Origin of the sequence: Flavobacterium zhoui, assembly GCF_042787235.1 — a bacterium.
GTDB lineage: Bacteria > Bacteroidota > Bacteroidia > Flavobacteriales > Flavobacteriaceae > Flavobacterium > Flavobacterium zhoui.
Genome location: NZ_JBHZPY010000001.1, coordinates 488,957 through 503,533, shown reverse-complemented (window position 1 = coordinate 503,533; position 14,577 = coordinate 488,957). Strand labels below are relative to the sequence as shown.

At 32.4% G+C, this 14,577-nt stretch carries 13 protein-coding genes and 1 pseudogene; 4 read left to right on the top strand and 10 right to left on the bottom strand.

Annotation, left to right across the window (positions count from 1 at the left end; translation table 11 throughout):
* Positions 1–23: 23 nt before the first annotated feature.
* On the bottom strand, positions 24–803 hold the full coding sequence (locus tag ACFX5F_RS02255; RefSeq protein ID WP_379849500.1) for a response regulator transcription factor: 780 nt from the start codon (positions 801–803) through the stop codon (positions 24–26).
* 163 nt (positions 804–966) lie between these two features.
* On the opposite strand from ACFX5F_RS02255, the gene ACFX5F_RS02250 reads away from it, so the two are divergent.
* Together ACFX5F_RS02250 and ACFX5F_RS02245 are read left to right on the top strand one after the other, a co-directional pair.
* Entirely contained in the window at positions 967–2,964 is a 1,998-nt protein-coding gene (locus ACFX5F_RS02250) for a PAS domain-containing protein (protein ID WP_379849498.1), read from the top strand.
* Complete coding sequence (locus tag ACFX5F_RS02245; RefSeq protein WP_379849496.1) at positions 2,951–4,042, top strand: hybrid sensor histidine kinase/response regulator; 1,092 nt, start codon at positions 2,951–2,953, stop codon at positions 4,040–4,042. Before ACFX5F_RS02250 ends, ACFX5F_RS02245 begins: the two co-directional genes overlap by 14 nt.
* A gap of 69 nt (positions 4,043–4,111) precedes the next feature.
* Here ACFX5F_RS02245 and ACFX5F_RS02240 read toward each other — a convergent pair whose 3' ends face one another.
* From ACFX5F_RS02240 to ACFX5F_RS02225, 4 genes and pseudogenes are all read right to left on the bottom strand, one after another.
* Positions 4,112–5,152, bottom strand: coding sequence for a hypothetical protein (locus tag ACFX5F_RS02240; protein WP_379849494.1), 1,041 nt, complete (start codon positions 5,150–5,152; stop codon positions 4,112–4,114).
* A 32-nt stretch (positions 5,153–5,184) separates the two neighbouring features.
* Positions 5,185–5,895, bottom strand: coding sequence for a hypothetical protein (locus ACFX5F_RS02235; protein WP_379849492.1), 711 nt, complete (start codon positions 5,893–5,895; stop codon positions 5,185–5,187).
* Positions 5,882–6,441 (bottom strand): annotated as a pseudogene (locus tag ACFX5F_RS02230) (RNA polymerase sigma factor). The gene ACFX5F_RS02235 and the pseudogene ACFX5F_RS02230 overlap by 14 nt, the downstream one beginning before the upstream one ends.
* 147 nt (positions 6,442–6,588) lie before the next feature.
* A complete protein-coding gene (locus ACFX5F_RS02225; RefSeq protein ID WP_379849490.1) occupies positions 6,589–7,566 on the bottom strand; it encodes a polyprenyl synthetase family protein in 978 nt (325 codons plus the stop codon).
* 242 nt (positions 7,567–7,808) lie between these two features.
* Here ACFX5F_RS02225 and ACFX5F_RS02220 point away from each other — a divergent pair, with 242 nt between their 5' ends.
* Positions 7,809–8,690 carry a hypothetical protein gene (locus ACFX5F_RS02220; protein ID WP_379849488.1) on the top strand — a complete coding sequence of 294 codons (882 nt, stop codon included), beginning with the start codon at positions 7,809–7,811 and terminating at the stop codon, positions 8,688–8,690.
* A gap of 53 nt (positions 8,691–8,743) precedes the next feature.
* On the opposite strand, the gene rlmN is transcribed toward ACFX5F_RS02220, so the two are convergent.
* Positions 8,744–9,787, bottom strand: a complete 1,044-nt coding sequence (rlmN, locus tag ACFX5F_RS02215; RefSeq protein ID WP_379849486.1) for a dual-specificity RNA methyltransferase RlmN — start codon at positions 9,785–9,787, stop codon at positions 8,744–8,746.
* 80 nt (positions 9,788–9,867) lie between these two features.
* Here rlmN and ACFX5F_RS02210 point away from each other — a divergent pair, with 80 nt between their 5' ends.
* A complete protein-coding gene (locus ACFX5F_RS02210; RefSeq protein ID WP_379849484.1) occupies positions 9,868–10,509 on the top strand; it encodes an O-methyltransferase in 642 nt (213 codons plus the stop codon).
* Positions 10,510–10,669: 160 nt separating this feature from the next.
* Here ACFX5F_RS02210 and ACFX5F_RS02205 read toward each other — a convergent pair whose 3' ends face one another.
* From ACFX5F_RS02205 to ACFX5F_RS02190, 4 genes are all read right to left on the bottom strand, one after another.
* The gene (locus ACFX5F_RS02205) at positions 10,670–11,239 is read right to left on the bottom strand and encodes a phosphatase PAP2 family protein (protein ID WP_379849482.1); all 570 of its coding nucleotides are present in this window, start codon (positions 11,237–11,239) and stop codon (positions 10,670–10,672) included.
* Positions 11,239–11,565 (bottom strand): Sec-independent protein translocase subunit TatA/TatB, encoded by a 327-nt coding sequence (locus ACFX5F_RS02200; RefSeq protein ID WP_379849480.1) that lies wholly within the window; start codon positions 11,563–11,565, stop codon positions 11,239–11,241. The genes ACFX5F_RS02205 and ACFX5F_RS02200 overlap by 1 nt, the downstream gene beginning before the upstream one ends.
* 110 nt (positions 11,566–11,675) lie before the next feature.
* The gene (locus tag ACFX5F_RS02195) at positions 11,676–13,919 is read right to left on the bottom strand and encodes a M1 family metallopeptidase (protein WP_379849478.1); all 2,244 of its coding nucleotides are present in this window, start codon (positions 13,917–13,919) and stop codon (positions 11,676–11,678) included.
* A 65-nt stretch (positions 13,920–13,984) separates the two neighbouring features.
* The gene (locus ACFX5F_RS02190; RefSeq protein ID WP_379849476.1) at positions 13,985–14,488 is read right to left on the bottom strand and encodes a DUF6702 family protein; all 504 of its coding nucleotides are present in this window, start codon (positions 14,486–14,488) and stop codon (positions 13,985–13,987) included.
* Positions 14,489–14,577 lie beyond the last annotated feature (89 nt).

Here is a 14,577-nt window from a genome sequence, read left to right as displayed (position 1 = left end):
ATTCAGATTGTATTTACAAACTTTTAAAGCAACGATTGTTTTTCATTTTGGATTGATTTTATATAATCACGAGGAGTTGCATTAAGATATGATTTAAAGCAGGTAGAAAAATAAGAGAACGAGTTGAATCCCGTTTCATCAACTAAGTATTGTACATTTCTTTCTCCTAAATCAATGAGTTTAATAGCATAATCTAATTTAAACTCTCTTATGTATTGACTGGCATTTTTATTAGTGAGTTTCCTCACTCTTTTATCTAATGTTGATTTACTGATGAAAAGCTGACTTGACAATTCATTCATATCAATTTTTGATTTTAAATGTTTAACAAGAACTTCATTTAACGAGGTCAAAAAATCTTTTTCGGATAATTTAATTGTAACTTTTGAAAATGGGTCAGGAGAATATTTTTTCTCAATATTATTTTTAAGCTCAATTACATTTTTTATTTTGTAGACCAATTCCTTTACTTTAAAGGGTTTCATTATAAAATCATTTACTCCATTTTCCAACTGCCTGAATTTTATATCATCATTCATATTAGCCGTAATTATAATAAACGGAATGGTTTTAAATTTAGTATTTTTCTTGATTTTTAAAAACAGCTCTTCTCCACCCATAATAGGCATCATTAAATCACTTATAATGACATCCGGAATGTTTTTTTGAAAATATAGTAAAGCTTCTCCTCCATCTTTTAGCCATTTTACTTCAAAATCACTCATAATCAATAATTCTAAAATTGAGCTTCCTAAAGCTAAATCATCTTCGATTAAAACTATTTTTAATTTGTGTTTTCCCATCGTACTAAACTAACAATTTCTATTTTAATAAAACCTTATTTTATTTTAAACTATCAGTAATTAAATCCATTAAAAAATTTAATTAAAATACTTTTAACAAGAAATAAAAATACTAACAAAAAAACAAAAAAACAACTTTTTCACAACCCCTACGATCACAACAATGAAAAATCATTTATTGGGAATTTCTATTGCTAATCATGTTCTTTTAAAAGGACCTTCAGTTGAAGTTTCCCTAAATACTTGCATTGAAGTGTTAGGTGAAAGTCATGAAGTTGACAGATGTTATATCCTAAAAATAGAAAAAGATTGTATCAATTATTGTTATGAATGGTGTAATAGTGGCATAAGCCCTTTCCTGAACAATTCAAACCTAAAAAGAGAAATTTGCAATGAATTTTCTGAAATCCTCGCTAAATTATCCAATGATGAACCCATATACGGTTGCGTAAAAGATTGTAATAACGCGTCTTTTTCCAGAATTATGAAGGACCGCAATGTTCAATCCTATTTATTCACCCCTATTTTAGAGAACTCAGAACTCTGTGGTTGGATAGGTTACGAAAGTTGTAACGATGAAAAAAAATGGGATAACAATCAAATAGTTTCGCTTCATTTATTAGCTAAAAATATCGGAATCAGAATAAAGCACGATAAGATATTTGCCAACCTAGGTGATGATCTTGAATGTTTTAATTTTTATATTCAAGGGTCTCAATATTTTATTTGGGAATTAGATTTAAAAACATTTACTACTACAATTTCTCATAAGTGGGCTGAAATGATTGGCTACAATACTACTGGAATAGTTAATACCCATGATTTCTGGAAAAAAAACATCCATTTGGATGATATTGACCGATTAGAAAAAGAGCTGAAAGATTACATCTTAAACAAAGCGGTCTACTATGAAGGTATCTTTAGAATAAAGCATAAAAACGGACAGTTCATCTGGATAAAATATTATGGATTAATAAAAAAAGACAATAGTGGAAAACCCATTAAAATCATAGGAACCCATATAAATGTCAATGAAATTAAAGAAAAAGAAATACAATTACAGATATCAGAAGAAAAATTTAAATTTATTGCTGATCATAATTCTGATGTAATTTGCCAACATAATATTGATGGAAGTTATCGCTATGTTTCAAATTCTATAAAGGAAATTTTAGGATACGAACCTGACGAAATGCTCGATAAAATAGCTTTTTATTTTATACATCCAGACGATTTTAGGCGTGTACTTAACGCGTATAAAAAATGTATTAAGTATTCTAAATATAGAATATTAACTTATCGATTCAGAAAGAAAGACAACACATATATCTGGTTAGAAACCGCATCAAAAAATATTTTAAATGAGGAAAATGTTGTTGTAGGAGTTCAAACTTCTAGCAGAGATGTTAGTGAACGAATTAAATCCGAAAAAAAAATCAAAACTGCGCTCAAAAAAGAGAGAGAGATAAGTGAAATGAAATCAAGATTTGGCGCAATGGCATCCCATCAATTCAGGACGCCACTGACTGTTATCTATTCCAACGCGGAACTTATTGATCTTAAAACAAATCATCTTGATAAAGAAACAGTTAATTCTATTGAAAACATTACTTCAAGAATAAAAAAAGAAGTAGACCGAATGACTGAATTAATGAATAATATTTTAATTTTTGGGAAGTATGAATCTAAAAAAATTAAAAAAGAAATTAAAAAAATTAATCTCAATATATATATTAAAACATTAATCAATACTTATTTTAACAAAGAACTGCAGGAAGAAAAAATTGAAATAATAATAAAGGGTGAAAAAAAAGTACTGCATACTGATGAAACTTTATTGACTCATATTTTAACAAACTTAATTAGCAATGCATTTAAATACTCTGCCGGTAAATCTAATCCACTTATAATCATAACCTATTTAGAAAAAGAAATTGAAATAGAAGTAATTGATTATGGAATTGGAATTCCTGAGAATGAAACTCAATATCTCTTTACCTCTTTTTTTAGAGCTTCAAATACAAATACCATAATTGGTTCTGGCCTGGGTCTAGCAATTGTAAAACAATTTACAGATTTTTTAAAAGGACGAATCAAATTAAAAACCAAAGAAAATTTTGGAACAACAATAAAATTAATTTTTCCTTATGAACAAAAATAAAATTCTCTTAGTTGATGACGAATTAAATTTAAGAGAAACTATTAGCGAGCTACTTATCTATCAGAATTATTCCGTCAAATCTGCATGTAATGGACAAGAAGCATTAGACTTATTAGAATATTGGACACCAGACTTAATTATATGCGATATAATGATGCCGGTTATGGATGGCTATACATTACATGGAATAATTAAAGATATCCATTCTTTAAACTCAATACCTTTTATTTTTTTGACTGCAAAAAAAGAGCATAACCTAATGAGAAAATGTCTATTGGATGGCGCTGATGATTTTATATCTAAACCATTCAAAATAAAAGAATTAACATCCATTATAGAATCAAAAATAGAACGATTTTCAAAAATAAAGAATACTTACACTAATTTGTATCCAGGTAGAAAAAAAGTTTTTTTACATGAAATCAATACACCACTAAATGGAATTTTAGGACCGATTGAACTTCTAATGGAAAATCCAAAAGAGCTTGACAAAAAAGAAATATCCGCATTTTATGAATCGATTAAAATATCAGGTGAGCGATTAAATAGAACCATGCAAAATATAATTCTTTATCAAAATCTAAAAAACAACTTCATCGAATTTAACCTTAATTCAAGTGCTGACATATTAAATGAATTTTTAAAAACAAAAGAAAAAATTTTAAAAATTTATGAAGGTCAAGAAAAAAGAATCAGTTTTGAAATTGACAAAGCGACGATTAAAATCAATAGCGAGCATTTGCAATATATATTTTTTGAATTAATAGACAATGCCTTAAAATTCTCTTCAAATAACAAAGTAATTATTGTTTCTGGAGAACAGTTCAATAATGAATATTATGAATTAGTGATTCGGGATTTTGGGATTGGCTTCAGTGAACAGGAATTAAATAAAATAGGTGCTGCGCAACAATTTAATCGAGAAGAAAGAGAGCAGCAAGGATTAGGATTAGGACTCTTTTTAAGTAAAATTATTATAAAAAAATCAAATGGTGTTTTCACTATTGTATCCAAAGAAAATGAAGGAACAAGTATTAAAATATTCCTGCCTTTATGCGACACCCCAATTCTTGACTAAATTGTCTCTAAAATAAAAAAAACGCTTATTTCAAAGCGCTTTCAAAGAATAAAACTAACCAAACAAATTTTAATTTAAATCAAAACGCAATCCTAAGGAAACATTGTTTTGTTTCACTGCATTATCTTTAAACAAAGGATTCAAATCGTATTTCAGATACAAGCTTGTTTCTTTATAACCAATATAAGTGCTCAAACCATAAATAAAATTAGTCGTATTGAAATCTCCTCTGGTTTTTTCTATAGCTTTTAGATTGTTATCATCGTACTTAGTGATTTGTTTTGATTTCAAATTGATTCCCGTATAACCCCCTATTCCCAAACGGAAACTATTATGTGTTCTAAAAAAAGGTTTTCCTGCAGCATCTCTGTTACCCGAAAAATCAAATTCTAGGTGAACTGGCGCCACTAAATATACATTTCTAAAACGGGAGTCTTTCAAATCTATCACATTGACAATTAAATTAGTTTGATTGCCATTTACTGCAAAACTACGATTTTCTGTAGGACGAAGATTATTATACATTAGTGACAAACCATATTTAGCGTGCAAAAGGTTTTCATTCTTTAAAATTCTACTGTTATAGGTAACTCCCAATTCGTAGAAATGCGAACCTAGAAATCTATAATCCGAATCTTCTAACTTGCTATCCGTAATTAAATTATTGACACCTGCTGCAAGTACAAATTGAGAAGTTGTTCTCTTTTCACTTTGAATACTATCCTTATCTTTATCTCTATTTTTATTTTTACGGAAAGTAAAACTGTATCGTTTTGTAGAATCTTGCTCCTTAATTTTACCATCCACTTTCTCCTGCACTAAATTTTTCAGTTCTTCTTGAGCAATTGCAACTTTATTCTCAATTATTGTTGCCCTTGCCTGCGCCAACTGTTGTTTTTTGAAATCGGCTTGCTCTTTAGTTAGTGTTCCTTTTTCTAACTGAAGATTAACGTCCTCAACTTCTATTTTCAGTGCCGCTTTTTCTTCTTTTGTAATAGTTTCAATTTTTGACGCAATAGTTTTCGCACGTTTTTCGAATGTTTCCTGCCCAAGCATTTTACTGGCTAAAAGGCATAATAGTAGTGCTAAGTAAATCGTAAAATTTCTCATAGTGTTTTGATTTTAAAGATGATTGATGATTTTTATTCTAAGTTGCGATTGGCCAAAGCTACTTTTACTGTTTGGTAATTCTTACTTACCTTATTGATTACTTTCTCTCGAAAAGAAAGCTCTAATTCTCCATCAACCTGCAAGAGTAAATTACTGGCATTTACATGTACAACTGGTTTTTGGTTCAAATGATTTTCCTCTTTCGAAAGACTTTCAACAGCTGCCAGTAGTTCGTCAACTGGGACAGTGCTCGTTTGTTGTTTGATTGATTGTTGTTCTGTTTTTTGATTACTGATTGAAACTTCTGCTACTTGATTTTGATTTGAATAATTTTTACTGAGAATTGATGTTGATTTTACTACTGATTTTTTTTCGGCTTTAGCCAAATTATTTTGCCCAACTACATCTACCGTATACTCCATAATAGGAGTTAGCGCATTTAAAGGCGTCTTACTATTATTTTTCATCTCCGAATTCTGAAGCACAACTCTATTGTCTTGCTTTCCAATTTCGTTTTTATTTTGACTGAAATAAACTGTCCCAACCAATAAAAACCCTAAAATACTTGCAGCAATATACATCCATCGAAACTTCACTTTTGGTTTTTGCTTCGCCTGTTCGCTATTGCTCGGGTCAGCAGCCGTAAGCATTGCATCGAGTCTGTCCCAAGCCATTTGTGAAGGCTTAATCTCCCGAGAATTCAATTGCTCTTTAATCTGAGTTTCTATTTTATTCCGTTCCATACTCGTAATTTTTCAGTTTGACAATCTGCCCCTGCAACATTTTTCTCGCATGTGACAATTGCGATTTTGATGTTCCTTCATTAATACCCAACATACTGGCAATCTCGTGATGTTTGAATCCTTCGATAGCATATAAATTGAAAACCATTTTATAACCATCCGGCAAACTGTCTATCAAAAATTGGATATCATCAATTGAAAATTGGCTTTCGATATTATTAAAGCTTTCTTCAAAATAATCCTCATCTTCAATATATTTGACTTTTTTTGGACTCTGATAAAAGAAATGCATTCGTTCACCATGATTCTTCTAATCCAACCTTCGAAACTTCCTTTGTGCCGAAAATTTTTCAGATTCGTAAACACTTTCATAAAAGCAGTAATCATGATATCTTCGGCCTGATGAATGTCTTTTATGTATTGGCGGCAAACGCTTAACATTTTTGGAGAAAACTGGGTATAAATCTTTTGTTGAGCCTGCCGATTACTTTCGACAGCTAACTGGATCAATTCATTTTCCTCCTGATGTAAGTTGATTACTTTCAAAATATTTATAAAGTGTTTCTATAAGCATAGACGATCAACAATGCAAAAAGGTTGCATCGCAATTCAAATAAAATAATTTTTATAGTTCAAAAACCAGAAAAGACAGTAAAATCATTAGTTAATGACGATAAAATATTTTGGGAAAAATTATTTTTTTCTTTCAATCACATAATTGACCATCAAAATCAACGCATCTTTAAACTCAGAATGCCGATAATTATCTAAAAGCAAAAGTGCCTCTTGCTGGAATTCTACCATTTTTTGTTCGGCATAAAGCAAACCATTATTGTCTTTTACGAAAGCAATAACTTCTTTTACCCGTTTTTTATCTTTATTGTGGTTTTTAATGGAGTTAATCAACCAGCTTTTTTCTTTGGAAGTACATGTATTCAAAACATGAATAAGAGGCAAGGTCATCTTTTGTTCCTTGATGTCAATCCCTGTTGGTTTCCCGATGGCTTCATCTGTGTAATCGAATAAATCATCTTTTATTTGAAAAGCCATACCAATGAGTTCCCCAAATTTACGCATGTTCTCGACCTGGACTTCATCTTCAATAACAGACTTTGCACCAAGGCCACAACAGGCAGCAATAAGTGTCGCTGTCTTTTTTCGAATGATATCGTAATAAATATCTTCTGTGATATCAAGCCTTCTGGCTTTTTCTATTTGAAGCAATTCACCTTCGCTCATTTCCCGAACAGCAACAGAAATAATTCGTAGCAAATCGAAATCCCCATTGTCAATGGAAAGCAACAAGCCTTTAGACAACAAATAATCTCCAACAAGCACTGCAATTTTATTTTTCCAAAGCGCATTGATAGAGAAAAAACCTCTTCGACGATTGCTATCATCAACTACATCATCATGAACTAAAGTAGCGGTATGAATAAGTTCAATAACGCACGCTCCGCGATAGGTTCTTTCGTTTACACTTCCTTCGGAAACCATTTTGGCCGTCAGAAAAACAAACATTGGACGCATTTGCTTCCCTTTTCTATTAACGATATAGTACGTGATTCTGTTAAGCAAAGCCACTTGCGAAGTCATCGATTCGTAGAACTTTTTTTCAAAAAGTTCCATTTCATCAAATATAGGCTGCTTTATTTTAGAGGTGACATTCATTTAGAATTCAAATATACCATTTTTAATAAAAAAGTCACCTATTTATATTAAGTATGTGTTTTATTGTACAATTCAGGCATTATAATTCATTCTGATTATCATGCAAAATTTTAAATTCGTCAATTTCAATTTTAAAAAAAATCAATCATAAGTAAATTTTTATACATTTATCCCTTAATTGAGCCCCAATTAAACCTTTTATGCTTTTGCTAATCAAAGTCTTAACCTAAAAACCATTTATTATGAAAAAGAAAATTTTATTATTTGGAATGCTTTTGAGTATTGCCACTTTTACAAGTTGTTCTTCAGACTCAAATTCAACTACAGCAGACACAGCTGTTACAAGCAATGATGTTGCAGCGAATCAAAGTATGGATAATTCAATCGATGACATCTCGCTTATTGCTGATAATCAGTATGAATTAAGTGAAGGCTCTACAACAGGTAAAATAGTAGGGAATTATTATTCGATTCTGCCAACCTGTGCAACAATTAGTGATTTAGGCTCAACGGCTACTGTTAGAGTTATAACTATTACTTTCGGGACCACAACTAATGCTTGTTTGTTTAGAGGACACTCCGTAAAAGGTCAAATCATTTTGACTCGTACCATTGGAACCTCTTTTCCTAAAATAATGACTGTTACTTTTAACAATCTCTATATAAACGATAATAAACTGGATGGAATGTCGACTTGGAAAAGAGAAATGATTGGTGACGGAGTTACTTTACACCCTAAGACGACATTTACAATGACAGCTATGACATTGACTACAAAAGCAGGAGTTTATGTCCGTAATGGAGAAAGAACAAGAGAAATGACTGCAGGATTCTCGACCCGTTTAAGCCCAACAGACGATATATATTCAACTTACGGTACATTTACTACCACACATCCAAATGGATCTGTTTTTACGTCTTTAATTGAAGTAGCAATTCCTTTAATCAATAAAACTACTTGTAATTTACTGCAAGTTCCTATGCCTTTTCCAGTATCCGGCAAATTGAAAATTACAAAAAATTCTCATATTGCAACAATTGATTACGGAAACGGTGATTGCGATAATTTAGCCATGCTATCGATTGATGGTGCCACTGCAACTCCAATTGTCCTGGGTAATTAATTTATAGACAGATAAAAACCAAAAATGGAGTTCAATTATGAACTCCATTTTTTTTATGCTTCTTTATTTGCTAGTTGCCCGCAGGCAGCATCAATATCTTTACCTCGGCTTCGGCGCACCTTTACTACAATACCGCTAGTTTCGAGTGCTTTTATATACGCATTAATCGATTCTTCTGAGGCTTGCTGAAATTCGCCATCATCAATTGGGTTGTATTCTATAAGGTTGACTTTACAAGGAACGTATTTACAAAATTTCACTAATGCATCAATAGACTCTTTGTTGTCATTGATATCTTTCCAAACCACATATTCGTAGGAGATTTTGCTTTTGGTTTTTCTGTACCAATATTCTAATGATTCGCGTAGATCAGCCAAAGGAAAATTTTCACTGAAAGGCATGATTCGAGAACGGATTTCATCTATTGCGGAATGAAGAGAAACGGCCAGTTTAAATTTTACGTCATCATCAGCCAGTTTTTTTATCATTTTTGGCACCCCCGAAGTCGAAACCATAATACGTTTTGGCGACATTCCTAAACCTTCCGGAGAAATAATCATTTCAATCGCTTTCAATACATTGTTGTAATTCATGAGCGGTTCTCCCATTCCCATAAAAACAATATTTGACAGCGGATGATTGTAATACAAACGACTTTCTTTATCGATGGCAATCACCTGATCGTAAATTTCAGCTGGCTCCAGATTTCGCATTCTTTTTAAGCGCGCTGTTGCGCAAAAGTTACAATCTAAACTACAACCCACTTGACTGGAAACGCAAGCAGTTGTTCTTGTATTAGTTGGTATCAAAACCGATTCGACCACTAATCCATCATGCAAACGAACCGCATTTTTGACGGTTCCATCTTCACTTCGCTGCATGGTATCAACTTTGATATGATTAATCACAAAGTTCGCTTCAAGTATAGAACGTGTTTCCTTCGAAACATTAGTCATATCATCAAAACTGTGCGCACCTTTGCTCCACAACCATTCATAAACTTGATTCCCACGAAAGGATTTGTCGTTATTCGCCACAAAAAACTCACGTAATTGTTCTTTTGATAAGGCTCGTATGTCTTTTTTCTCAATTTGCATGGTGCAAAGTTAGTAAGTATTTTGAGGTTTTCGTTATTTGTGAATTTGGTTATTTGTAATTTTGTGAAAAAATTAAAAAAATGCATTTCATTTCCCCAGAATTAGAAAACTATATCGAGCAACATTCTGAAAAAGAACCTGCATTATTAGCAGCGCTCAATAAAGAAACCTATCAGAAGATTTTGTTGCCTCGCATGTTAAGCGGACATTTTCAGGGACGCGTTTTAAGTATGTTGAGTAAACTGATTTGTCCTGTGAATATTCTTGAAATCGGTACTTACACTGGCTATTCTGCATTGTGTTTATGCGAAGGCATCCAGGAAAGCGGGCATCTTCATACGATTGACATCAAAGAGGAATTAGTAGATTTTCAACGCAAGCATTTTGACAAATCTCCTTGGGGAAAGCAAATTGTACAACATCTTGGCGAAGCAGTTGAGATCATACCAACTCTTACCTTAAAATTTGATTTGGTTTTTATCGATGCTGATAAAGAAAATTACCTCAACTATTTTGAATTAATTCTTCCTAAAATGAATAAAGGCGGCATTATTTTATCCGACAATGTGTTGTGGAGCGGTAAGGTTTTAGAACCGTTGCAACCTAATGATTTAAGTACAAAAATCATTATGGAATACAATGAGTTATTGAAAAACGATCTTAGAGTAGAAACCGTTTTACTACCGATTCGCGATGGATTGACAGTGAGTAGGGTGCTTTAGGTTTTAGTCTTTTGGAAATTAAAAAGACATTTTGGAAACCAATATCCTAGCCCTGATGGAAGCGGCATCCTTTTCTAGTCCTGAACTTGTTTCATCCTGAAACAAAGTCAGGACTAGAAAAGATATAGCAAACAGCAGGAAAAAGCTCCTAAAAAAAATATTATTTGGGCGCAGTAAAGTATTTTTGCTGAACCAGCCCGTATATAATGAACATCATAAAGCCGAAAATAAAGCCGAAAAAATAACCCGTAAGAATATCTATTGGGTAATGCAATCCTAGATATATCCTACTATAAGCAAATATTAAGGGCCATAGGAAAAGAAAACCAAAATATTTAATTTTACTCTTGAAATTACAATATAAAAAAGTAGCCACGGCCATTGTATTTGCTGCATGACCTGAGAAAAAGCTAAACGAATAACTCTTTTTTACTACTCTAATAAAAGTATTGAGTGCAGGATCGTTACAGGGCCTCAATCGTTGAAATCCATTTTTGAATAAATTGGTCGTTTGGTCCGTAATAGTTATTAAAACGGCCACAAACAAAAGCAAAATCAAAGTTTGCTTTGCACCTAATTTTTTAAAAATTAAATAGGCTAATACCAGAAAGAATGGCAACCAATTAAGTTGTTTGGTAATCATTAACCAAAGAGGATCATAGGTTTCTGAACCTAAACCATTCAAATAAATAAATAATTGGGTATCAAGGGAAAGTAATTTTTCTAACATTAGATTTGGCGTTTAATAGGACCTGCAGCATCGTCAATTATTTCCTTCGTTTTTTCAATATGAGTAGCAGTTTCTCCAAGAAGATTTTCCTTAGCTTTATTGATTTCTGATGAAATATTCCCTGTCATGTCCGTCAATGATTTCGCATCAAAGCCATTAGCCTCAGCCCCTTTTTGTATTTCACTTTTTATATCATTAGTCGCATTTTTTATTTGCGCCATTGCTTTTCCCATGGTACGTGCTATTTCAGGCACTTTATCAGAACCAAAAAGCATTAGTACGATAAACATTATAAAAATTAATTCGCCTCCTCCTATGCCAAACATATTTCCTATTTTTAATTACTACAAAGATATCATTTTTTGAAACTTTGTGTTTTAAATTTTTCATAAAAAAAAGACTCAAAATTGAGTCTTTTTTTTATTTTTATTTTTCCCTAATCAAATTTCGTTTTTATTTCAACTTTTGGCCAAGTGTTATTCGTTACATCAATATCCGCCGTTTCTAATTTTGGGTCAATCTGAATCTTTTTTATTGCTTTTTCAGTAGCATATACTTTCTTAGCAGTATCGTTATTTTTCCTCCAGATTTGCGCCGGATATTTAAAAACTTCTTTCGTATCATCGTCATAAGTCATTTCAACAATAATAGGCATCAACATTCCTCCAGGCTTATTGAATTCTACTTCGTAAAAATACTTAGGTGCTTTTAAATTTGCTTTTTCTTCAGCTGAAAATTTTTGGTTTACATATTCCGAAAGTAATTTTACTTCTTCTACCTTCAATGGTTTCTTTGAAGCCAAATTTAATTCGGCGCTTTTATCAGAAACTAAATATACAAATGGTCCTTTATCCAAACCAAAACGTCCTTTTCTTACCTTGACATCTTTCAATTCTGCAGTTGGTGTTTCAGTAACATAATATTGTTTTACTTCATTTATACCAATATCAACAAAATCAGTCGAGTAAAACCAGCCTCTAAAAAACCAATCTAAATCTACTGCCGAAGCATCTTCCATTGTTCTAAAAAAATCTTCCGGCGTTGGATGTTTGAATTTCCATCTGTTTGCATATATTTTAAATGCATGGTCAAATAATTCTCTTCCCATAATGGTTTCTCTAAGAATATTTAAACCGGCAGCTGGTTTCCCATAAGCATTATTACCAAACTGAATAATATTTTCAGAGTTAGACATAATAGGCTCCAATAATTTTTGGTCTCCGCTCATGTAAGGAACAATTTTACTGGGAATTCCACGATTAGATGGAAAATTAGTTCCTAATTCTTGTTCGGCCATATATTGCATAAACGAGTTTAATCCTTCGTCCATCCAAGTCCATTGACGCTCATCAGAATTTACAATCATAGGGAAAAAGTTATGTCCTACTTCATGTATTACCACGCCCATCATTCCATTTTTTGTACGCTCGCTTGTCACGCCATTTTCGTCTGGACGTCCATAATTCCAACAAATCATAGGATATTCCATTCCTTGGTCTTCCGCTGAAACAGAAACTGCTTTTGGGTACGGATAATCGAAAGTGTGGGAGGAATAACTTTTTAAGGTATGAGCGACTGTTCTGGTAGAAGTTTCTCCCCAAAGCGGATTCGCTTCCTTTGGATAAACAGATTCAGCCATCACCACTTTATTGCTCAGCTGCACTGCCATTGCATCGTAGATAAACTTTCTAGAAGTGGCAATACCAAAATCTCTTACGTTTTTAGCACTAAATTTCCACGTCTTTTTCTTATCAGAAAATCCTTTTTCATTGACTTCAGCCTCTGCTTGAGTTACAATTACAACGGGTTTGTCAAATGATTTTTGAGCCAACTCGTATCTTTTAACCTGTGCTGGTGTAAACACTTCGCTTCTATTCATCAATTCTCCTGTCGCATCCATAACATGGTCTGCCGGAACGGTAACGTTCACATCAAAATTTCCAAAAGGCAAAGCAAATTCTCCACCTCCCCAAAATTGCATATTCTGCCAACCTTCAACATCATTATAAACGGCCATTCTAGGGTAAAACTGTGCAATTACATACAATTTATTTCCTTCTTTTTCGAAAGGTTCATAACCGGAACGACCTCCATCCTGAATGTAGTCATTAATATTGTACCACCATTTAGTTGAAAATATAAATTTTTCACCTGGTTTCAAAGGAGTAGCTAAGTTAATACGCATCATGGTTTGATTTATGACATAAGATAAGGGATTTCCTTTCGCATCTTTTACATATTCGATTTTAAACCCACGATCTGTACCTTGCTTCAGATATTTATTTGCAAATTTCTCCGCTGGCAAAACTTGTTCTATTTTTTCACCTTCTGCCAAGGGGGATTGTGAATTTTTAGCTGCTTGGTTTTGGTCCAATTGCACCCATAAATACTCTAAATTATCCGGCGAATTGTTGTAATAAGTTACGGTCTCCAAGCCACTTAATTTTGCGTTTTTATCATCTAATTCCACGTCTATTTTATAATCCGCTTGTTGCTGATAATAGGCTGGTCCGGGAGCTCCCGATGCCGTACGAAACATATTAGGCGTAGCTAATAAATCATACATCTGGCTGAACTTGTTCGTGTCGTACTTTCCTGGTTGTTTTGGGGTTACGGTAGATGCTTTTTCTTGGGCTAATAAAATCGCCGGAAGAAACAATAATAGAGATATTTTTTTCATAAATAAAAAGGGTAGTTATTTCAGTTTGTGAAAATAACAATTTTCAACAAAAGATACTTGCAATATTAATATTTTAACACTCCATTCCTTGAAGAATCGGTAAAGAGTATGCTATTTTTTGTACCCAGTACCGTAATATGTGTAATGTTTTGCTGCTCTGAGCTCCAATCTATTAAAACTGAATTAGAAATTTCAACCGAATAAATTTTGGAAACCCCTTTAATATTCGAATAGCATACCAAAACATCTCCATCCACTTCTTTACTCAAAAAAGTCATAGGTTTCGATTGCCCATTTACTTTGATTGAAAAATTTTCTGCAAGATATTTTTTAAGTAATATGACTTCCTCACTTGCTTCTTTTTCAGTTCCTAAATTCAACTTTTTATTATACTTTTTCTCCAAAGCCTTATTTAAATCATCGACAAAAATACGAGAAGTTATTTGCAACATTTTCTTTTCGGGAGCATAATTTACCTGATATATTGCCATATAAAATTTATGAACACTAAAGGCTGATGTTGTCAAAATTAAAAGTCCGAAAAAGGTATATAAGATTATTTTTTTCATTTGGCAAAAGTAGCAATTCTTTTAAACTCTTCGTTTTTTAGGTTTATTTTTAATACAGTAAACAACAATCATACCACCAATTTTCATAA

Bases quoted from the DNA above. Each gene is read 5' to 3' on its own strand.
- ACFX5F_RS02255 (WP_379849500.1), bottom strand. From the start codon at position 803: ATGGGAAAACACAAATTAAAAATAGTTTTAATCGAAGATGATTTAGCT.
- ACFX5F_RS02245 (WP_379849496.1), top strand. From the start codon at position 2,951: ATGAACAAAAATAAAATTCTCTTAGTTGATGACGAATTAAATTTAAGA.
- ACFX5F_RS02195 (WP_379849478.1), bottom strand. From the start codon at position 13,919: ATGAAAAAAATATCTCTATTATTGTTTCTTCCGGCGATTTTATTAGCC.
- ACFX5F_RS02250 (WP_379849498.1), top strand. From the start codon at position 967: ATGAAAAATCATTTATTGGGAATTTCTATTGCTAATCATGTTCTTTTA.
- rlmN (WP_379849486.1), bottom strand. From the start codon at position 9,787: ATGCAAATTGAGAAAAAAGACATACGAGCCTTATCAAAAGAACAATTA.
- ACFX5F_RS02200 (WP_379849480.1), bottom strand. From the start codon at position 11,565: ATGTTTGGCATAGGAGGAGGCGAATTAATTTTTATAATGTTTATCGTA.
- ACFX5F_RS02205 (WP_379849482.1), bottom strand. From the start codon at position 11,239: ATGTTAGAAAAATTACTTTCCCTTGATACCCAATTATTTATTTATTTG.
- ACFX5F_RS02210 (WP_379849484.1), top strand. From the start codon at position 9,868: ATGCATTTCATTTCCCCAGAATTAGAAAACTATATCGAGCAACATTCT.
- ACFX5F_RS02240 (WP_379849494.1), bottom strand. From the start codon at position 5,152: ATGAGAAATTTTACGATTTACTTAGCACTACTATTATGCCTTTTAGCC.
- ACFX5F_RS02225 (WP_379849490.1), bottom strand. From the start codon at position 7,566: ATGAATGTCACCTCTAAAATAAAGCAGCCTATATTTGATGAAATGGAA.
- ACFX5F_RS02190 (WP_379849476.1), bottom strand. From the start codon at position 14,488: ATGAAAAAAATAATCTTATATACCTTTTTCGGACTTTTAATTTTGACA.
- ACFX5F_RS02235 (WP_379849492.1), bottom strand. From the start codon at position 5,895: ATGGAACGGAATAAAATAGAAACTCAGATTAAAGAGCAATTGAATTCT.
- ACFX5F_RS02220 (WP_379849488.1), top strand. From the start codon at position 7,809: ATGAAAAAGAAAATTTTATTATTTGGAATGCTTTTGAGTATTGCCACT.